This window comes from Allosphingosinicella deserti, from assembly GCF_003012735.1.
In the GTDB taxonomy this organism is placed as follows: domain Bacteria; phylum Pseudomonadota; class Alphaproteobacteria; order Sphingomonadales; family Sphingomonadaceae; genus Allosphingosinicella; species Allosphingosinicella deserti.
The window spans coordinates 431,474-449,411 of record NZ_PXYI01000003.1; the positions used below are offsets into that span (position 1 = coordinate 431,474).

Sequence of the window (17,938 nt, forward strand, 5' to 3'; positions counted from 1 at the left end):
TGATCCGGGAATCATGCTCGCGTCATTGGTTTAGAGCCGGATTCACACCTTAGATTGGAGCTAAGTCGAGCCCTGGTGTTGCCGGTGCGCCTTGCAACTCGCTAGCGACACGGTTTGGGCGGCAGTCATTCGTGAATAGCGTATTAGCTATGCGCTTTGACCAAATCTAATCTACCGACCGGCCATGACATCTCTGAATTTTTCGAAATGGGGGGGATTCATGCCATCATTCACGTCCACGACGGCCTATGCCGTTGACGAGAACAGTCTGGTTACCGCGCTCATCACCGCCACAGACGCGGAAGGCGATCCGATCACCTACAGCTTCGCGGACTTCAGCGAAGTCGTGAACGTCTCTATCGCCGCTTATTACGACGCGTCAAAATTCTACATCGACCCGCGCACCGGAATCATCACCTTCAACAAGGCGCCCAATTTCGAAGCGCCCGACGATTACGGCCGCGACGGCGTCTACGACCTGATGATCAAGATCACCGACGGTTACGAGACCTCGCTCCAGCTGATCACCATCACCGTCGGGAACGTGAACGAAGGCCTATACATCGCCTCGAACGGCGGCGGTGCCAGCGCCTTCTCGGTCGCGGAAGGCCAGACGGTCGCGACCACGGTGGTTGCGCGCGATTTCACCGGCTCTTCGGTCACCTACAGCATTACCGGCGGCTATGACGCGTCGAGGTTCACGATCGACGCCGCCACCGGTGTGCTCAGCTTCGTGGCTGCACCCGACCGCGAGGCGCCGGCCGATTTCGGCCGCAACGGAGTCTATGACGTTGTCGTGTCGGCGACCGACGGCGCGGTCACGGACAGTCAGACACTTGCGATCACCATCGCCGACGTGAACGAAGCGCCGGCGATCTGGAGCAACAACGGCGCGGAGTCCGCTTCTGTGACCGTCGCCGAAAATCAAAGCTGGTCGTTCGTGACCATCTACGCGACCGATCCCGAGAGGAATGTACTCACCTATTCGATCGTCGGCGGCGCGGACTCGGCTTTGTTCACGATCAACGCCAGCACCGGCGGACTCGCCTTCATTGCGGGATCGAATTTCGAGGCGCCGGCCGATACGGACGGCGACAATGTCTATCATGTCGTGGTGGCGGCGAGCGACGGCTCACTGATCGACACGCAGGCGCTTGCCGTCACTGTCGCCAATGTCGACGAGCGGCCGGTGTTTACGACTTACAACACGGTCCCCGCCCCGATCATCACAGTCGCCGAGAACAGCCTTGCGGTTGCGACCTTGAACGCAGTCGATCCGGAGAGCGGTGCAGTGACGTATTCGCTGGCCGGCACGGATGCGGCGAAGTTCACGATCGACGCCGCGAGCGGCGCCCTGAGCTTCGTGGCCGCGCCTGACTATGAAGTGCCGACCGATAGTGGTGCAAACCGTGTCTACAATATCGAGGTCCGCGCCAGCGACGGTGCTCTGGTGACGAGCCAGTCGCTTCGCATCGAGGTGAGCGACGAGAACGAGGGGGTGCCGACGTTCACCTCGGATGGCGGCGGCGATCATGCCGCGATCTCGATCGCGGAGAATAGCGGCAACGTCACGACCCTTGCGGCCGAGGATTCGGACTCTGGCGGGTTGGTATACGGTATCGACGGCGGTGCCGACGCGCATTTGTTCGAATATGACTCGGCCACGCGGGCCTTGCGCTTTCGAGAGCTGCCCGACTTCGAGCAGCCGGCCGACGCTGACGGCAACGGGGTCTATGAAATTCGGGTCGGAGTGACCGACGGCTTCCTGTTCGACTATCAGACGCTGTCTATCACAGTCGAGGATGTCGACGACGGCGTTGCGTTCGAGACCGAGGAGCGCGCCTTCGACGTTGCGGAGAACAACGTCGCGATCGGTTATGTCCAGGTCGGCCCGGCCAGCCCGCGAGAGGCCCGCTACGAGATTGCCGGGGGCGCCGATGCCGGACTGTTCGCGATCGATCGCACCTCGGGTGCGCTGAGCTTCATTTCGAAGGCGGACTTCGAGAACCCGGCCGATGCCGACGGCGACAACGTCTATGACGTTGTAGTGCTGGCCGCCGACGGCAGGTCGAGCGACACACAAGCCATCAGCGTAACCGTGGCAAACGCGTTCGAACCCGTCGCCTTCGAAGCCGCGCAGGTGACCTATTATCTGCCTGAGAACGGCCTCATCGACGTGAGTTCGACCGCCTCGGGCGGAGACGGACCGATCACCTATTCGCTTGGCGGCAAGGATGCCGTCCTGTTCGATATCAACTCTGCCACGGGGTCAATCCACCTGCGCGGAGCGCAGGGCTCTACGACGCTCGATTTCGAAGCGCCCTCGGATCATGATTTCGACAATATCTATCGCCTCACCCTGGTCGCTTCCGCGGACAATTCGACAGCGTTCCAGGAGCTGTCCCTGACCATCACAAACGTCAACGAAGGCCTTGCGATCTTCTCGGACGGGGGCGGCGAAGTGGCCCAACTCAGCGTCGCCGAGAACAGCCGCGTCGTCACGACCGTGCAGGCGAAGGACCAAGACGGCGAACCTGCCCGCTACTATATCGCAGGCGGCGCCGACGCCTCGCGCTTCACCATCGACGTCAACTCCGGTGTCCTGCAGTTCGTCACGGCTCCCGATTTCGAGACGCCGCGCGATGCGAATGGCGACAATGTCTATGACGTAACGGTGGTCGCCACTGACGGCGCATTCGAGGATATCCAGGCTCTGTCGATCCAAGTGAAGGACGTGGCGGAAGGTGGCGCGGTGCTTTACGGCACGAGCGCCAGCGAGACCTTCTCGCCGTCGGCCTCGCGTCGGACCACGGAAGGCGCCGATTCGGTTTACGCCCGCGAAGGGCATGACACCATCTATGGCGTTGGCGGCGACGACCTCCTTTACGGCGAGGGTGGCGACGATGTGCTGATCGGCGGCGCCGGCGTGGACCGGCTCAGTGGGGGACTGGGCGCCGATCTCTTCGTGTTCCAGTCGGTCGGCGACTCTCGCCTCGGGGCGGCCGACCTGATCACCGATTTCGTGCGTTCCCAGGGGGACCGGATCCACCTCGGCAGCATCGACGCCAACACCAAGCTGTCCGGCGACCAGGCATTCAAATTCATCGGCAGTCAGTCGTTCACCTCCACCCCCGGCCAGCTTCGTGTGGAGACATCCGGGGGCAACACGACCATTTACGGCGACGTGGACGGCAACGGGCTCGCCGACCTTCAGATCGTGGCTCAGGGCCAGATCCCGCTGATGTCGAGCGACTTCATACTTTGAGGTCTGCGCCGGCGCGGAGAGGAATGCTGTCTGGGCCTGCACCTTCATGCGCCCGCCAGCATGCGCGCATCGGCAAAGAGCCGCGCAAGCTCAAAGGCGAACACAAACAAGAGGAACTCGCCCGCTGCTGCAGTCGCGCCACGTTCATCGCCGAAGCGGAGGTTCAGGACCTGTTTCAAGCCTGCGCTGGCGAGCAGGCGTGACGACAGCAGGCCGATGGCGGCGCCCGCCACGAGGTCGCTTGCATAATGGTAGCCCCCGTAAAGCCGCGGAAGAGCCACCGCGAACAGGCTCCACCCGAACGCAAAGCAGGCGCTGCCGCGTCCCCGCCCGGCGAGAAATGCAGCAAGCGCGAAGGCCGCAGCGGCGGTGTCGCTGGGAAAGCTGAGGCGGTCCGCCTGCACGGCCAACGGCAGGGATGGAAAGTCATAAAGGCCGCTGAGCGCCGGCCTGAGGCGGTCTCCCCCGACACGCTGCGCCAGCGCGCAGGTGGCAAGCGCCAGAGTCGCGGCGAGAAGGGCTATGCCGGTGTCGGGGCGCAGGTGTCTGTCCCGAGCGCCCGAGAGCAGCAGCGCGACGAGCGGCAGGAGCTTGAGCAGGTCCGTCTGCAAGGCCTCCAGCATGAGCCAGTCGAGGCCGGGTGCGTGTCCCGCGACCGAGCTCATCGCCAGGCTGATCCTGTGGTCCAAGACGAGAAGGTGCATGCCGCATCTCCGGGTTGCCGCGAGCGAGTGTCGCGAAAGTTCGCTTCGGAACGGCCAGTCCTTCGCGGACGACGATGCGGGGGAACATCCGGGCGAAGATCGCGGCCCGGCGATCTCCGCATGTGCCCATCGCCAGGTCCTGCCCGATCAGCATCGCTCCGGTCGTGACCCTGCACACCCAAGCATGCTCTTCATTCCGTCCGTCGGTCATGATTTCGCCGGTTTGCGTTACGGGATGATGGCGCTGCGCGGCGGTCCGGCTTCAATCGTAAGACAGGCGCCCACAGTGCTCGCGTTTCGTATGCCGGCGGCCGATCCCGCGCGGGCGACGCAGCCCGACAGAATGGCACATGCCGTCTCGACGCACCTCATGAATTGCGGCCTCCGTGGGGGGCGGGGTCTTCCCCAGCGGAGGCCGCAGCCACCACAGCCCGGCACATCGGGAACGCGGGTGGCAACTTCATAGTGCCGCCGAGATACTCGCCCTCGTCGGCACGAGCATTGTAGTCAAAAAGATGCTTCAATGTAAGGCAATGTCAAAAGGTAAGTGTTACAAGTGAAACCCTGATCGATAAATCCATAACAAGTTTGCCACGAAGGAATTCTACACGAGCGGGATTGGAGATCTCTAGGTGAACCAACCCGTTTCATACTTTCTCATGCGCGCACTTTCTCGGCCAGGGATCAGGTGTGCCATGGCAACCTTCGCGTGCGCGACGCTGATCGGTCAGGCGGAGGCAGGCGCGCCGGCGCAGCAATTGAGGATAGATGTCAGCGACCTCGATCTTCGGTCCGGGAAGGGCAAGGTGACCCGCGATTATCGTGTCGGCGCATCAGCGGCCGCTGCGTGCGACATCGGGGAGAGCCAGCGAAGCTCCGATTTTCAGTCCTGCATCGATCTTGCCGTGCAGGGAGCGCGCCGCACGTGCCGCGGGGAGGAGAGGCCTTGTCTTGTTCCGATAGATCCCCGGGCACGCGCCATTCCGCTGCGGCTGAACCTGGGTCCCCGCAGCACCAACTGATCGGCGGCAGACAATGATCACGCAACAAGAATGAGGGTTGAGCAAATGGATTGCGGCAAGAACGATTATGCGGGGACGTTCCTTGCGAGCGATGGGCTTGTCGATGACGACGATGTCATCGGCGATGTGCCAGCGCCGATGCCGATGCTCGGCATCTATCTGCAGATGATGACCGTCGGGTCGATGGCGGCCGCAGGCAGAATTGGGCTGTTCGACGCCCTGGCCGACGGCCCCATGAGCGTTGCCAGTCTGACGGACACGCTGCGCGCAAGCAGGACGGGTGTCGAGCGATTGACGGACTTCCTGGTGGCGGCAGGGCAGCTGAGGCGGGACGGCGAGATGATCGCCAACGCACCGGAGACGACGCGCCGTTTCACCAGGCGCGGGCCGATCGACTGGGGCACGGGGCTGATCTGGACGGCCGAGGCCTGGAAGATCATGAGCGATCTTCCGGACGCAATCTTATGTGGTGGTCCGGAGCGATCGCTGTGGGACCGCATGGCGGAAGAGCCTTCCCTCGGAAGGGAATTTTCGCGCTACATGCGTGCCGCGGCGGAGCTCGTGGTTCCCGATCTGCTGAGCGCGCTGGATCTGCCTGACCGGCCCTTGCGCCTTCTGGACCTCGGCGGCTCCCACGGCGTGCATTCGATCGAATTGTGTCGACGTCACCCCAGGATGAACGGGGTGATCGTCGATCTGGAAAGTGCCCTGACCGAGACGCGCGCCCGGATCGCGGAAAACCGGATGGAGGATCGGATCGGCGTGCATGGCGCCGACCTTCGCTCCTGCGATTGGGGAGAGGGCTATGATGTCGCGCTCTACCTGTCGGTTGCCCACAATATGCACGGCGACGAGAATCGCAGGATCTTCCGGCATCTCGGCGACGTCGTTCGGCCGGGCGGGATCCTGGTCGTCCATGATTACCCCAAGGAAACAACGCCGCCGCTGTTCGAATCCGCCTTCCGGCTGACATTGCTGACGGAGACTGGAACCCGAACCTATTCCTATGCGGAACTGACCGGGATGCTGGCGGATGCGGGTTTCGCGACCGAGGCCCGGATCGTCCTGTCTCCGGCGGAAAAAGGCACGTTGATCATTGCGCGACGCTCCGCGTCGAATATCGCCGGCCTGGGCCGCATGGTTGGCGAGGGCTTCCCAAGGCGTTGAGCGGACCGGGCGGCGAGGTCGGTGCGCAGCAGCGCGGCGCACTGCCGCCGCGTTGCCGCATCCCTTTTGGCGCCCTGTCTTCGATGAGCAATCGGGTGGCGGGATAAGCCGTGTCTGGACAGCCAGGTCTCGAAGTTACCCGGAAACATGCTGGTCAGAGCGGCGGAAACGACATGATCCGGTATTCGGATACGGTGACGAACCCGAGCCGGCGGTACAGATGTTGACCGGCCGGTGTCGCCTGCAGTGTAGCGATCCGGGCTCCAAGTTGGCCGCCAAGTCGGACGGCCGCGGCCGTCACTGCGGCGCCCAGCCCGCGCCGCCGCCAAGCTGCATCGGTGGCGACGAGATAGATGCCGGCTACTCCGTCGCGCATCAGGAGTTCGCTGACGGCGACGATCTCACCGTCCATGCGTGCGGCAAACCGAACAAGGCTGCCCGGCGGGTCGGTCCGCGCTTGCTCCGCCCGGATCATCGCAGGGATCTGATCGTCGGCAATGCCCATCGGCGCAACGTAGGTTCGGACCCATGCCGTCAGATCTGCATCCGGCGGCAATCGCTCGATGGTCAGCTCCTGCGGATGAGGCAGCGGCGCGATCATGTCGGTCCTGATCGCCATCACCGGCGAGACTCCGACCCGGAATCCACCCTGATCGATGAGGACGTCCAAAGTGCCGGATACGCTGTCCGGGCCGACCCACCACAGCCAGGGTAAATCGGCGAAGCACCGGCGCGCCTCGCCGATCCTGGCGCCGAGATCGCCCGGTCCCATCCACATCACGCCGTTCAGTTGTGGGTGGCGCAACCCCGTGCTGTAGAGCGTCATGCCCGCATCGATCCGGCACTTCGATCCATAACCAAGCCAGTAATGGCGACAGTTTCGGAAGATCGCAGATCGCTCACCCGCGGTCAGCTGCAGCGCGTCGCTCCCGCGGGACTGTGTGGGTTCCGGGGCCGCTTGGGCCGGGATGATCGGCCCTGCACTGTCTTCGGACATTGAAAATCCTTGTCGGCCTATATTGAAGTCGAGTCCGGGTCAGTCGCGTTTCCGGTTCGGCCCGCCATCCGGATGCATAATTTGTCTTGCGAGAGTGAAGCTCTCTGCGGTCGGATATTGAAGGCATCCCACTATGGCGAAACCCCGCAGGAACTCACGCAGCACGCGCTGCGCCAGGTTTGGAAACGTGCATGTCGGCAGGATCGCTCGTGCTCCACCGTTTCCCCAGGCGTCAGTGCGCGCCGGCTCGGTAATCGGGGTCGGCGATCTGAGTAGAGGGGAGGGGGTGACCCCCGCTCGCGGACGTCTCGACCCGGGCCGGAGCTGACGGGGAACGAGGTCGGGGCGATCATCGACCACAAAGGCTCCTTCGGATCGTCGCCCCCGGTCCGGCATTTGCCGGCGTCCGGTGTTTCGAAAGGGCGATACCGCTTCTCGAGCATCCTGATAGGCGATGCGCGCTACCTGGCTATTTCAGGGGCTCCCTGTTCGGTTTCAGAGGAAAGAAGGGCGGCACGCAGTGCCGCCCGTCCGCCATGCCTGGTGATCTCGAATCCGGTCAGGGACGCTTTGTCCCTGCGCTGCGCGCCGCCTGATCGATAACGTCTGCCACCGCCTTCGGCTTCGTCAGGAAGACGACATGGCTTGCGTCCACCTCGTGCGCCGACGCGCCGATCCGCTTGGCGGTCGAGCGGAGAAGCTTCGGATCGATCGCCGAGTCCCTGGTCGCGATCACCGCCCAGCTCGGCTTCGACCGCCATGCGGCCTGAGTGACCTTCTCGCCGAATGCCGTCATGGCGATCGGCACCTGAGAGTCCCTGAGAAATGCGGCATCGGCGTCACTGGTGTCACCAGCGAAGCCGCTCTTGAACTTCTCGAGATTGACGAAGCCATAGCCATCCGCCTGGGGCTCGATGACGAATCCTGCCGGCGCAGGGATTTCGGCGAACTGGTCTCCGGTGGATTCTCCGACGTCAGGCGCGAGCGCCGCGACATAGACGAGCCCGACCACCTTGGGATCCAGCCCGGCCTCGGTAATGACCGTGCCACCGTAGGAATGGCCGACCAGGATCGTTGGCCCGTCCTGGCGCGCGAGGACTCGCTTGGTGGCTGCGACGTCGTCGGCAAGCGAGGTAAGCGGATTCTGAACGATGCTGACCCGGTAACCACGCCTGGTCAGATCGTCATAAACGCCGCGCCAGCCTGAACCGTCGGCGAAGGCTCCGTGTACCAGCACCACGTTGCGCGCCGTCCCGGCCGCGGCAGGGGCGCCGGTCTGGGCAGGCGCTGCGGAGGCGAAGCCGAGCGTTGCGAAGGCGGCGGCGGTGATTGTTAGGAGGTGTCGGATCATCGATGGCATCCTTTCGTTCGAGCAAGGTCTCAGTCGATCAGCGAAAGCCGCGCGACGATGTTGTTGCGGGTGAGGTGAGAATAAGGGCAGACTATATCTGCCTCTTCGATCAAGTGATGAGCGAGTCCGGTTTCGATTGTAGGCAAATATATCTGGAGCTCGATTTCGAGCCCGAAGCCATCGCCCGCGTCGCGCATGCCGATGCCGACCTTGGCGGTGACGCTGCTTTGCCCGGCCAAGGTGAGCTTCCGTCGGCCCGCGACGAACCTGATCGCGCTGAGAAAGCAGGCTGCATAGCCCGCCGCGAAGAGTTGCTCCGGGTTGGTACCGTCCCCGTCGCCGCCGCCAAGTTCCTTCGGAGTCGACAGCGCGAGCGCAAGCGTGCCGTCGGCCGTAGAGACCTTGCCGCTGCGCCCGCCGGTGGCAATTGCCTGCGTCTGGTAGAGAAGGTTCATTCGATTACCATATTGCAATAACATTTGTCGCAATATGCGAAATTCGTCAAGTGGTTCGTTGACTGAATGGCGGTCATCCTGTCCCGCGAGGTCCAAGGCCGTGCATGGTGAAGCGGCATTCGGGGTGCTCCGAATTTGGTCGGACAGCAGCTTGCCGAGGTGCGGATCGGTGAATCGAAGTCGCTGCCGCCAGAAGCAGCGGACGCCGCTTCTGGCGGAGCGAACCCAGCGGCACCGGAAATCAACATGCGCCTCCTCATGCCTCTATCGGCGAAGCAGAAGGTGACGCGTTGCGCGTTGGAGAGCTATCCGGGCCTGCGGATGACCGGGCTCATACCAAGGTATTATCAGCTTGTTACCGGAAGCGCTTGCGCGCAGCCGGCAACCCGCGGATTCGGGTGGAAAGTTCGCGTTCCGTTACTGGAGCTGCAGCGGTAAGGACTGCGCCGCTACAGCCGCGAACATGATCATGAAAGCGCGACGGCGTTCCTCACATGCGCGATCAGCCGGTCCGGATCGAACGGCTTGCGAAGAAAGGCGAAGCAGCCTTCCGCCGCCGCCCGGCGCTCCAGCCGTTCGTCGCTGAGCGCCGTGATCACGATCACTGGCACCGGCTGGGCCAGGATCTCGCCAAGCCGCTTCAGAAGGCCGAGCCCGTCGAGCGGACCCATTTCGATGTCGGTGATGACGAGGTCGCTCGAGAGGGCCTCCTCGGCGCTCAGGAAAAGCTCGCTGCTGCCGAACGCTTGAGATTGGCAGCCGAGGGAGTCGAGCAGGTCGGTGAGCGCTGCCCGCATTGCCGCATCGTCGTCGATGACGCTGACGATCGGCCTGGAACGGGACGTGTTCGTTGGTGTCGATGCCATGTCAGGTGCCCAGCGCTTCGCCAAGGCGGGTCAGCTCCACGATGGAGCGGGCCCCGAGCTTGCGCATCGCTGCGGCCCTGTGGATCTTCACGGTGACCTCGCTGATCGCCAGGTCGTGGGCGATCTGCTTGTTCAGCTTTTCCTGTATGACGAGGTCGATGACCTGGCGTTCGCGAGGCGAGAGCGTGGCGAAACGCCGTTGCGCGTCGATGCGGCGCTGGATTGCCGGTGCACGCCGCCGCCCTTCCTCGATTGCGAGCGCGACGGCATCGAGCAGGTCCTGATCCCGGAACGGCTTCTCGATGAAGTCGACCGCCCCCGCCTTCATGCCCCGCACGCTCATCGGCACGTCGCCGTGGCCTGTTACGAGAACCACCGGCAGGTTGCGGCCCTCACGCGCCAGCTGTTCCTGAAGATCCAGCCCGTTCACACCCGGAAGGCGGACGTCGAGGACCAGGCACGAGGGCCCTTCCACCTGTTCTCCAAGCAGCAAGTCGGCCGCGCTTCCGTAGCTCGCGACATCATAGCCAACCGACTGGAGCAGATCCTCCAAGGCTGCCCGCATGCCCGGATCGTCGTCGACGATCTGGACCAGCGGCCTGGGGAACGGCGATGCCGCGCGCGCCTCAATCATGGTCGCGGCCGTCTGCGGGGAGAAGGAGTTCGAACATCGATCCGCCATGGGGTCCTGCGCTGGCCTGCAGGGTGCCGCCATGGGCTGCCGCGATCTTGCGCGAGATCGACAGGCCAAGACCCATGCCTTCCTTCTTGGTCGTGAAGAGCGGCTTGAAGAGCAGTTCCGGGTCGGCCGCGTCGAACCCAGTCCCGGTGTCCGCAACCTGAAGCGACAGCATCGGGCCGCGGCGTGCCGTCGCGACGGTGAGGACGCGCCTTGTGTCGCTGCCCTGCATCGCCTCGATCGCGTTGCGCACGAGGTTCATCAGGACCTGCTGGAACTGAACACGATTGCCGATGGCGCGCGGCCCGCCGGCGGTGAAGAGGGTCTCCAGCAGGATGTTCTCCCGGGCCAGCTCAGACATGATCAGCGTGCAGACATCGCGTGTTGCTTCGTTCCAGTCGAACGCGCTCGGTTCGGCCGAAACGTCGTGGATGAGGCTCTTGAGGCCGCTGACGATGGCCGCCGCCCGCTGTCCTTCCTCGACGACACGATCGAGTGACGCCAGCGCCCGATCCGTGCGCTCTTGTCCGGCAGTCATCCAGCGGCGGCACGCCGAGGCACTCGTCGCGATCGCCGCAAGAGGCTGATTGACCTCGTGGATGATCGAGCCGGCAAGCTCTCCCATCGAGGCGAGACGCAGGGCGGCAGCGAGCTCCGCTTCCATGGCGCGCTGCGCCTGTTCGGCCGCGCGCCGTTCCGTGACGTCGGTCAGCACGCCGAAATAAACGAGTTCGCCCTTGAACTCGAGGTCGGGCTCGCCGTCGCAGCGTATATGCTTTTCGCCGGTGTCGAGCACGATACGATATTCAAAACGCAGATCCCGTTGGTCGGTGATCGCAGCGAAGAATTGCTGCTCGATCCGGGAGCGATCGTCGGGATGAAGCTTCCCGAGCCACTGCTCGACGGTACAGCCACGCGTACCGGGCGGGAACCGGAACATCTTGAACACCTCTTCGGTGCCGGTGATCGCACCGGTCACCGTGTTGTACCGGAAATTGCCGCACTTGCCGACTTGCTGATGCTGGATCATCGCGGCCAACGTCTCGCGAAGGCCTTCCTCGGCGTTCAGACAGGCAAGCCTCGTCCTCGCCAACTCGGCGCGCAGTTCGACCACCAGGGGGTCGTGCCTGCTCTCGCCCGAAGCCCAGCCGTCCTGGTCCGATTGCGGTTGCTCGTTCCCCATGGACGACCCCGGTCCCGTCAATTTTCGACAATAGATGTCATGGGAGCTTAGCATCCAACGTCAGTTCGCCCAATCCGAATGGCCAAGGTCACTCTCATGCCGGCGGCGCGCAAGTCATCCTCGGGTATAGGGATGCCCAGGGCGGACGAGTGCCGCCATCGCAGCGCGGCGATGGAGGAGATGCATGGCTATCGGCACGTGCTGCCCGCCTCGAGTTGCCGTCGCGCCGGAGCTCCTGGCGAGCAGACCGTATTCCTCCGGCGCTGCGCGGCGACGTTCAGGCTCGCCCCAGGTCCGATTTGCTCCCTCCCCGGCGCGCAGGTCCCGAAATCTCGTTCGCAGCCGTGGCAGCGTTGCCATCCTTCTTTTCGGTCGTTCGCCGATTCGACTCGCGCAGCTTGCGGTCCAGCGCGCGCAAGCGAACCTCGTCGGAGGCAAGCGCGGCCAGAGCCGATATGGTCTGCGATTCATGGTCGGTCAGCGTGCGCGGCTTGTGATCGATGACGCACAACGAGCCGACCACGAAGCCGTCTTCGTCGAGCACCGGCGCCCCCGCATAGAAGCGGAAGCGAGGCTCCCCCTTCACGGCCGGGTTCTCGGCAAAGCGCGGATCCGCAGCCAGATCGTCGACCGAGAAGACGCCCTTCTGCATCACCGTATGATTGCAGAAGGCCCAGCTGCGCGGAGTCTCGGGGAGATCGAGACCGAACCGCGACTTGAACCATTGTCGCGTCGGTGTGAGCAAGGTCATCAGCGCCACCGGTGCCTTCAGCCCATGGGCCGCCAGCCAGGTGAGGCGATCGAACGCCTCTTCCGGCGCGGTGTCGACCAGCCCGGAGCGTTCCAGTGCCACCAGCCGCCTGCCTTCGTTCAGCGCGATCGGAAACGTCTCGTTCGAAAGAGTGAGCTCGTCCTTGTCGCTCAGCGTAGCCCGGACCGCAGAAACCGCACTTTCGGGATCGTCTGCGCCTGTAACTCTTGGCGGAAGATCCCGCGGAACAAGGGATTGCTCTCCCACGGCCAGGATCTGGCTCCCGCCGGCTACGGAGCTCGATGACAGGCTTCGCAGCAGCGGCAGCCGTTCGGCACCCGAGCCCGCAAGGTCGACGATGATCGTGTGCGGCTTGACGGACCCGACCGCAACGAGCGCCTCGAGCACATCCTCGAACATCTCCACCGTGCACTCCGGTGCCGCCGCGAACAGACGATCGTAGACCGCGAGCCGCTCGGCGGTGCCGAGCACGATGACGGTGGCAGACGGGTGAGGGGCGGCAGGCCGGGAGCGGTCGTCGATGAGTGACAGCACGTCCGCGCGATAGACCCTGCGGTGACCGCCCGGCGTCTTCCAGGACGTGATCGATCCGCCTTCGATGAGCAGCTGCGCCGTTCTGACCGAAACGCCCAGCAGCTTGGCAGTGTCCGCCGTCGTGAGGATGTCCTTGTCCGTCTTGCCCATGTGCGTTCCACCTCAGGATCGACCCTCAACGTTCGGGTCGGCATGCAGGCATACGATATAGGGCGTCTTCGGTTCGACCAGAATATGATAAAATCGGTAGCCAAATAGCATTGGCTCGTTCGATTCCGACGGCGCATCATCCCCGCGGGGAGCATCCGTGCTCTTCTTTCACCGAGGCTCGACCCGCTTGAAGGGCGAACGCAACCAGCAGGGCCCCCGTCGTCGCTTTCGGTCCAGCATGGACGGCGGAGATTCACCATCTTCGACCAAGAGCGGCGCCTCCGGTCGGGTATCGTGTTCCGGCAACCAGATCGAAAAGCATGCGCCGCCGCCCACCAGAGTCTCGGCCTCGATACATCCGCCATGATCCTGGACGATCTCGCTTGCAGTCGAAAGACCGAGGCCGGTGCCCGCCGCCTTGGTGGTGAAGAAGGGTTCGAACAGGCGGTCCCTGACGGAATCCGGTATCCCGGGGCCCGTGTCGCGAACCCGCACGACGACATAGCGTCCTGCGGCAAGGCCGATCGATGCGGAGGAGCCTTGTCCCAGCGCGGCCACGTCGATTGCAATCGTGACCGTACGTCCGCAGCTTGCTTCGCGCGCATTGTTGCAGATGTTGAGGAAGACCTGCTGCAGCTCACTGCTTGCTCCAAGGACCGGATAAGGGTGCGGGCCGGACTGCTTCAGCTCGAAGCTCCCCTCCGAGCGGGTTGCGCCGGACAGCAAACGCACCGTTTCCTTCAGCACGTCGAGCACGTCCATCGGCTGCTTTGCCGCACGCCCCTGCTTGCCGAAGTTCAGGATGTCGTCGACGAGATCGCTGGCGCGCCCCGCTGCCGCGAAAATTTCGTTGAAGCAGGCTCGGGCCGGCGATCCGGATCGCGTTCGCGCCTGCCCGAGCTCGGCAAAGCCGCGGATCGCGCCAATGATGTTGTTGAAATTGTGGGCGACGCCGCTCGCCATCGTGCCGATCGCTTCCATGCGGCCGACACGCGCGAGGCTCTTCTCCAGCCTCTCGCGCTCGAGCTGCATCAGCTCCCGCCGCGCGCCATGTGCGATCGCTATGATCGCGGAGGTGATCCCGGCCAGATTGTCGCGTCGTTCGACGAACCCGAGGCTTTTCGGCTCGAACCCGATCACCACTTCGCAGGGCTCCGAGACGCGGAGCAGGGCCAGGTTATCCACGCCGGCGGCACGCATTGCCTGCCGAAGCTGCGGATGGCGTGAGCTCTCCGCACGCGAGGCGATCACATGGTTTTTGAACCATGCGGAGTCGATGTCCGCTGCCCTGACGAGCTTGAGCAGCCAATCGGGATCATGGTTCGCTTCGGGCGAGGAGAAATGAAAGCTGTCCGGAGCTTCGGGAATGATCAGCTGGAGCCGTCTGGCGTCGACATGAAGTGCGAGCCTGTCGGTGGCGTCCTGGACCCGGGCGGCGAAGTTCGCCGGCTCCGTATCGATCAACGGCGTTGCGATGGCTGCACTGAGCCGCTCGTTCGCAGCTTGCGCACGGAGATCGCGGCCGGTGACATGCTGAACCATCAGCAGGCTCGAGACACTGACGACGAACATCACGAGCAGAATAGCAAGCGCAAGCTGGAGCGTGCGCACCCGGGCCATGCGCTCCTCCGCTTCCGTCTGCACGGCACGTTGAAGTGCGATGATCCTGCTTTCGGTGCGCAGATTGCGGAGCGCCTGCAGCAGACCGTCGATCCGCGGCAGGACTGAAACGAGTAGGCGGGCATGCGACAGCAATTGGGAGGCCGGCGTGCCCTCCTGTGCCGGCCTCATGCTGCGCAGCGCCCGTTCGGCCTCTCGGACGGTCTGCGGGCTCGTGTCGAGTGTGAGCTTGAGGACCCGAGCCGACAGGGGGTCGCCGGCCATCTCTGCCGCCGTCCCGGCCACGGCAAAACGGGTCAGCGAGTTTTGAAGCAATGCGTTGCTGCTCTTGAACTCCTCTACCAATAATTCCTGGCGGTCGCCGATGCGCATCAGTGTCGTGACCAGCCGTCGAGAGGATCCAGTCTCAAACCCGTCCGCGAGTGCGACGAGGTTCTTGCGGGCGCTGACGAGATCGCGGTTTACCGGATCATAATTGCGAAGGATCCCGGCACGGAGGCTGAGCAGATCGACCTGCAGCGCGCGTTCGGCGAGCGCGTATCCGATCATTGCGGAGCTGGACTTGGTCATCCACCGGCGACTCTCGTTCATCGCCCGGATCGTGAGGCTGGCGAGGGCGGTGCTGAGCAGAAACAGGAATATCGTACCGATCCGCAGGCATGGCAGCCACTTCATTCTCGAACGCCCGCCTGTCGCAGCTGCCGACCCTGATAGGCTCCGGTCAGGGACTGAAGAAAGGCAGCGATGTCCCGCACGTCCTGATCCGCGAGCGTGAGATCGAGCTGGGAGCGCGCCATCACGCGGATCGCGCCGGGCAGCGAGGCGACATGACCGTCATGGAAATAGGGTGCCGTGACGGCGACGTTTCTGAGGCTGGGCACCCTCAGATGCTCCGGTCCCTTGCCGCCGAGCGGATGGAAGATGCCGCGGCGCTGGAACAGATTTGCGCCAAGGTTCACCCCCTGGTGGCAGCTCGCGCAGCCGACCTGCTTAAACCGTTCGTAGCCACGGACCTGCTGGAGGGTAAGCGCCTTCCTGTCGCCTTGCAGCCAGCGATCAAACGGTGCCGGCGTCACCAGCGTGCCCATGAAGCTGGCGAGTGCGTCGGCGACTGCTGCGCGGCTCGGCCCGGTGCCGTAGATCATTCGGAATCGGGCGAGCATTCTCGGATCGGCAGCAAGGCGCTCGGCCGACAGGTCGCGGCCGCGCATCACATGCTCGCTCCCCAGCGTGCCGCTCACGAAGTCGTGGAGGGTGCGCGTCTTGCCTTCCCAACCGAGCCGGTAATTGTGGACGCTGTTGAACACGGTCGGCGTGTTGAACGGCAGCTCGTGCCCGGAGTCTCCGCGGTCGAACCGCCGCGACGTCGCCCCGTTGCTCTCGATATCATGGCAGGAGGCGCAGCTCAGCGCCACCGAACGGGAGATCCGGCGATCCTGGAACAGGTCACGGCCGAGATCGATCTTGCCGCTTTCAATCGGGAGCGGAGGCGACAATGCCTCCGCCGGGCCACGCGCCGAGCTATCGTCGCGCGACTTCGCCGCCGGCGCGAGCATGCAGCATGCCATCACCAGGGACAGCGCGAGATTCCTCACACGAGCTCTACCTCACAGTCGAACCTGTACCCGACGCCCCGCTCGGTACGAATGAGGCGCGGCGCATTGGGAAGGTCCTCGAGCTTGCGCCGGAGACGCAGGATCTGAACGTCGATGCTGCGGTCGAGGACGTCCTCGTGAACGCGGGTCGCCTGAAGCAGATGCTCGCGGGTGAGGGGCCGGCGCGGCGCTTGGAGGAATGCGCTCAGCAGGGCGAATTCTCCCTTGGTGAGGCTGACGACCTTGCCGCCCGGAGAGGTCAGCTCACGCTGGCGCTGGTCGAACGTCCAGCCTGCGAAGCGAAAGGTGCATTCGCGCTGCTTCGCCGGGTTCATGCGGTCCATGCTGCGGCGGCGAAGCGTCGCTCGGATGCGCGCGAGCAGTTCGCGCAGACCGAACGGCTTGGTCAGATAGTCGTCCGCGCCGAGCTCGAGCCCGAGCACCCGGTCGAGTTCCTCACGGCGGCTGCCGGTAATCAGGATGACCGGTATGACGCTCCGGGCGCGAAGCTCACGGAGAATGTCGAGCCCGTCATCTTCGCCCAGATGCAGGTCGAGAACGACGAGGTCGGGCTCGCGGACGGTGATCGAACGCATCAGTCCCTCACGTCCCGACACGGCCGTGGCACGAAGGTTGTGCTCGACGAGATAGGCGACGATCATGCGCTGCATCGCCGGATCGTCGTCGACGACCATCACGCGTGCCGCTTTCGCCTGCGACGTGAATTCACTATTGTCTATGAAGGTCACCCGAAACCCCTGGTCTGTTACCTCCCCGTGAGGTTGGGTGCCTCTAAAGTTGTTTAAAGGATATAAGAATAGAATTTGTCACAACCGTAACAATTCTCCTTCCGGCATCGACCGGCGGACTGGCGGTCGCGATGAGATGCTTTCTCCTGATCATTATTATGAGAAAGCGGTGGCGCAACCGGAGCGACTCCGGTCCTTCGTAGATTAGAAATCGCCGTCGTGGGACTTGGCGGCAGCAGATCGCGAACCCGCCTATGTCTCAGATGATCGGGAGCTCTGATCGGACACGCATGAAGGCGGCAACGTGAACGCCGACGATCGTGCCCACCGGGATGAATGGCGTTTCGCGCTGCTGCGGACCGGAAGGCACTGGACGATCGAGTTGGTCCGGTGCCGCCTGCGCAAGTCATGGCCATGTTGCGTTACAGTCGGAACAGCTCGCCGAACATCGTTGACGCGCGGGCAATGCACGATCATCCCTGATGCGGAGTCGCAAATTGATCGGACATCATGAACTTCAGGCGAATGGAAGGCGCAGGAACTGGATGCTTGTTCGAGCATGACCATTCACAATCGGGAGATTGGCAGTGATCGTATCGGATCACTCGCACTTGTCACAGAATACCTGCAGATCCCGGGCCCGAGTTTCCGCATCGGTCTTGGCAGTCAGGTGGTGAGGCCTTGCTCAGGCGTCAGTCTCGTGTCGCGCGAGCCGCCTCGTGCGCGCGTCGCTGGATCCATTCGGTGAGGAATGGCCGGATCGCTGCCGGGCGCACCAGCGCGGTGCCGACGGTGCAGGAGGAGGCGAGGCGCGACGGATTCTGGTTGC

14 protein-coding genes are annotated in these 17,938 nt (G+C 63.8%); 3 read left to right on the forward strand and 11 right to left on the reverse strand.

Annotated elements, in window-relative coordinates; translation table 11 throughout:
* The first annotated feature begins 220 nt into the window (after nucleotides 1–220).
* Complete coding sequence (locus tag C7I55_RS10330; protein WP_106512846.1) at nucleotides 221–3,265, forward strand: M10 family metallopeptidase C-terminal domain-containing protein; 3,045 nt, start codon at nucleotides 221–223, stop codon at nucleotides 3,263–3,265.
* 44 nt (nucleotides 3,266–3,309) lie between these two features.
* On the opposite strand, the gene C7I55_RS10335 is transcribed toward C7I55_RS10330, so the two are convergent.
* Nucleotides 3,310–3,969, reverse strand: a complete 660-nt coding sequence (locus tag C7I55_RS10335; RefSeq protein ID WP_106512847.1) for a phosphatase PAP2 family protein — start codon at nucleotides 3,967–3,969, stop codon at nucleotides 3,310–3,312.
* Nucleotides 3,970–4,664: 695 nt separating this feature from the next.
* On the opposite strand from C7I55_RS10335, the gene C7I55_RS29455 reads away from it, so the two are divergent.
* Nucleotides 4,665–4,991 (forward strand): UrcA family protein, encoded by a 327-nt coding sequence (locus C7I55_RS29455; protein ID WP_158266372.1) that lies wholly within the window; start codon nucleotides 4,665–4,667, stop codon nucleotides 4,989–4,991.
* Nucleotides 4,992–5,021: 30 nt separating this feature from the next.
* Complete coding sequence (locus C7I55_RS10345; RefSeq protein ID WP_106512849.1) at nucleotides 5,022–6,158, forward strand: class I SAM-dependent methyltransferase; 1,137 nt, start codon at nucleotides 5,022–5,024, stop codon at nucleotides 6,156–6,158.
* Nucleotides 6,159–6,312: 154 nt separating this feature from the next.
* On the opposite strand, the gene C7I55_RS10350 is transcribed toward C7I55_RS10345, so the two are convergent.
* The 10 genes from C7I55_RS10350 to C7I55_RS10400 all read right to left on the reverse strand — a co-directional run bounded on the left by C7I55_RS10350 (nucleotide 6,313) and on the right by C7I55_RS10400 (nucleotide 17,109).
* Entirely contained in the window at nucleotides 6,313–6,984 is a 672-nt protein-coding gene (locus tag C7I55_RS10350) for a GNAT family N-acetyltransferase (protein WP_106513199.1), read from the reverse strand.
* A 730-nt stretch (nucleotides 6,985–7,714) separates the two neighbouring features.
* Nucleotides 7,715–8,506: an alpha/beta fold hydrolase gene (locus C7I55_RS10355; RefSeq protein ID WP_106512850.1), complete on the reverse strand. Its 792-nt coding sequence runs from the start codon at nucleotides 8,504–8,506 to the stop codon at nucleotides 7,715–7,717.
* 29 nt (nucleotides 8,507–8,535) lie between these two features.
* The gene (locus tag C7I55_RS10360) at nucleotides 8,536–8,961 is read right to left on the reverse strand and encodes an organic hydroperoxide resistance protein (RefSeq protein WP_106512851.1); all 426 of its coding nucleotides are present in this window, start codon (nucleotides 8,959–8,961) and stop codon (nucleotides 8,536–8,538) included.
* A gap of 467 nt (nucleotides 8,962–9,428) precedes the next feature.
* Nucleotides 9,429–9,827: a response regulator transcription factor gene (locus C7I55_RS10370; protein WP_106512853.1), complete on the reverse strand. Its 399-nt coding sequence runs from the start codon at nucleotides 9,825–9,827 to the stop codon at nucleotides 9,429–9,431.
* 1 nt (nucleotide 9,828) lies between these two features.
* Nucleotides 9,829–10,461 (reverse strand): response regulator transcription factor, encoded by a 633-nt coding sequence (locus C7I55_RS10375; protein ID WP_106512854.1) that lies wholly within the window; start codon nucleotides 10,459–10,461, stop codon nucleotides 9,829–9,831.
* On the reverse strand, nucleotides 10,454–11,689 hold the full coding sequence (locus tag C7I55_RS10380) for a sensor histidine kinase (RefSeq protein ID WP_158266373.1): 1,236 nt from the start codon (nucleotides 11,687–11,689) through the stop codon (nucleotides 10,454–10,456). Before C7I55_RS10380 ends, C7I55_RS10375 begins: the two co-directional genes overlap by 8 nt.
* Nucleotides 11,690–11,966: 277 nt before the next feature.
* Entirely contained in the window at nucleotides 11,967–13,145 is a 1,179-nt protein-coding gene (locus tag C7I55_RS10385) for a GAF domain-containing protein (protein ID WP_106512856.1), read from the reverse strand.
* A gap of 168 nt (nucleotides 13,146–13,313) precedes the next feature.
* A complete protein-coding gene (locus C7I55_RS10390; RefSeq protein ID WP_106512857.1) occupies nucleotides 13,314–15,440 on the reverse strand; it encodes a DAHL domain-containing protein in 2,127 nt (708 codons plus the stop codon).
* Nucleotides 15,437–16,360 carry a cytochrome-c peroxidase gene (locus C7I55_RS10395; RefSeq protein ID WP_199192781.1) on the reverse strand — a complete coding sequence of 308 codons (924 nt, stop codon included), beginning with the start codon at nucleotides 16,358–16,360 and terminating at the stop codon, nucleotides 15,437–15,439. Before C7I55_RS10395 ends, C7I55_RS10390 begins: the two co-directional genes overlap by 4 nt.
* A complete protein-coding gene (locus C7I55_RS10400; RefSeq protein ID WP_106512859.1) occupies nucleotides 16,357–17,109 on the reverse strand; it encodes a response regulator in 753 nt (250 codons plus the stop codon). The genes C7I55_RS10395 and C7I55_RS10400 overlap by 4 nt, the downstream gene beginning before the upstream one ends.
* Nucleotides 17,110–17,938 lie beyond the last annotated feature (829 nt).

What these genes read in the sequence shown, in the direction of transcription:
- C7I55_RS10350 (WP_106513199.1), bottom strand. Translation starts at nt 6,984, where the DNA reads ATGACGCTCTACAGCACGGGGTTGCGCCACCCACAACTGAACGGCGTG.
- C7I55_RS10375 (WP_106512854.1), bottom strand. Translation starts at nt 10,461, where the DNA reads ATGATTGAGGCGCGCGCGGCATCGCCGTTCCCCAGGCCGCTGGTCCAG.
- C7I55_RS10370 (WP_106512853.1), bottom strand. Translation starts at nt 9,827, where the DNA reads ATGGCATCGACACCAACGAACACGTCCCGTTCCAGGCCGATCGTCAGC.
- C7I55_RS10345 (WP_106512849.1), top strand. Translation starts at nt 5,022, where the DNA reads ATGAGGGTTGAGCAAATGGATTGCGGCAAGAACGATTATGCGGGGACG.
- C7I55_RS10380 (WP_158266373.1), bottom strand. Translation starts at nt 11,689, where the DNA reads ATGGGGAACGAGCAACCGCAATCGGACCAGGACGGCTGGGCTTCGGGC.
- C7I55_RS10335 (WP_106512847.1), bottom strand. Translation starts at nt 3,969, where the DNA reads ATGCACCTTCTCGTCTTGGACCACAGGATCAGCCTGGCGATGAGCTCG.
- C7I55_RS10385 (WP_106512856.1), bottom strand. Translation starts at nt 13,145, where the DNA reads ATGGGCAAGACGGACAAGGACATCCTCACGACGGCGGACACTGCCAAG.
- C7I55_RS10355 (WP_106512850.1), bottom strand. Translation starts at nt 8,506, where the DNA reads ATGATCCGACACCTCCTAACAATCACCGCCGCCGCCTTCGCAACGCTC.
- C7I55_RS10360 (WP_106512851.1), bottom strand. Translation starts at nt 8,961, where the DNA reads ATGAACCTTCTCTACCAGACGCAGGCAATTGCCACCGGCGGGCGCAGC.
- C7I55_RS10330 (WP_106512846.1), top strand. Translation starts at nt 221, where the DNA reads ATGCCATCATTCACGTCCACGACGGCCTATGCCGTTGACGAGAACAGT.
- C7I55_RS29455 (WP_158266372.1), top strand. Translation starts at nt 4,665, where the DNA reads ATGGCAACCTTCGCGTGCGCGACGCTGATCGGTCAGGCGGAGGCAGGC.
- C7I55_RS10390 (WP_106512857.1), bottom strand. Translation starts at nt 15,440, where the DNA reads ATGAAGTGGCTGCCATGCCTGCGGATCGGTACGATATTCCTGTTTCTG.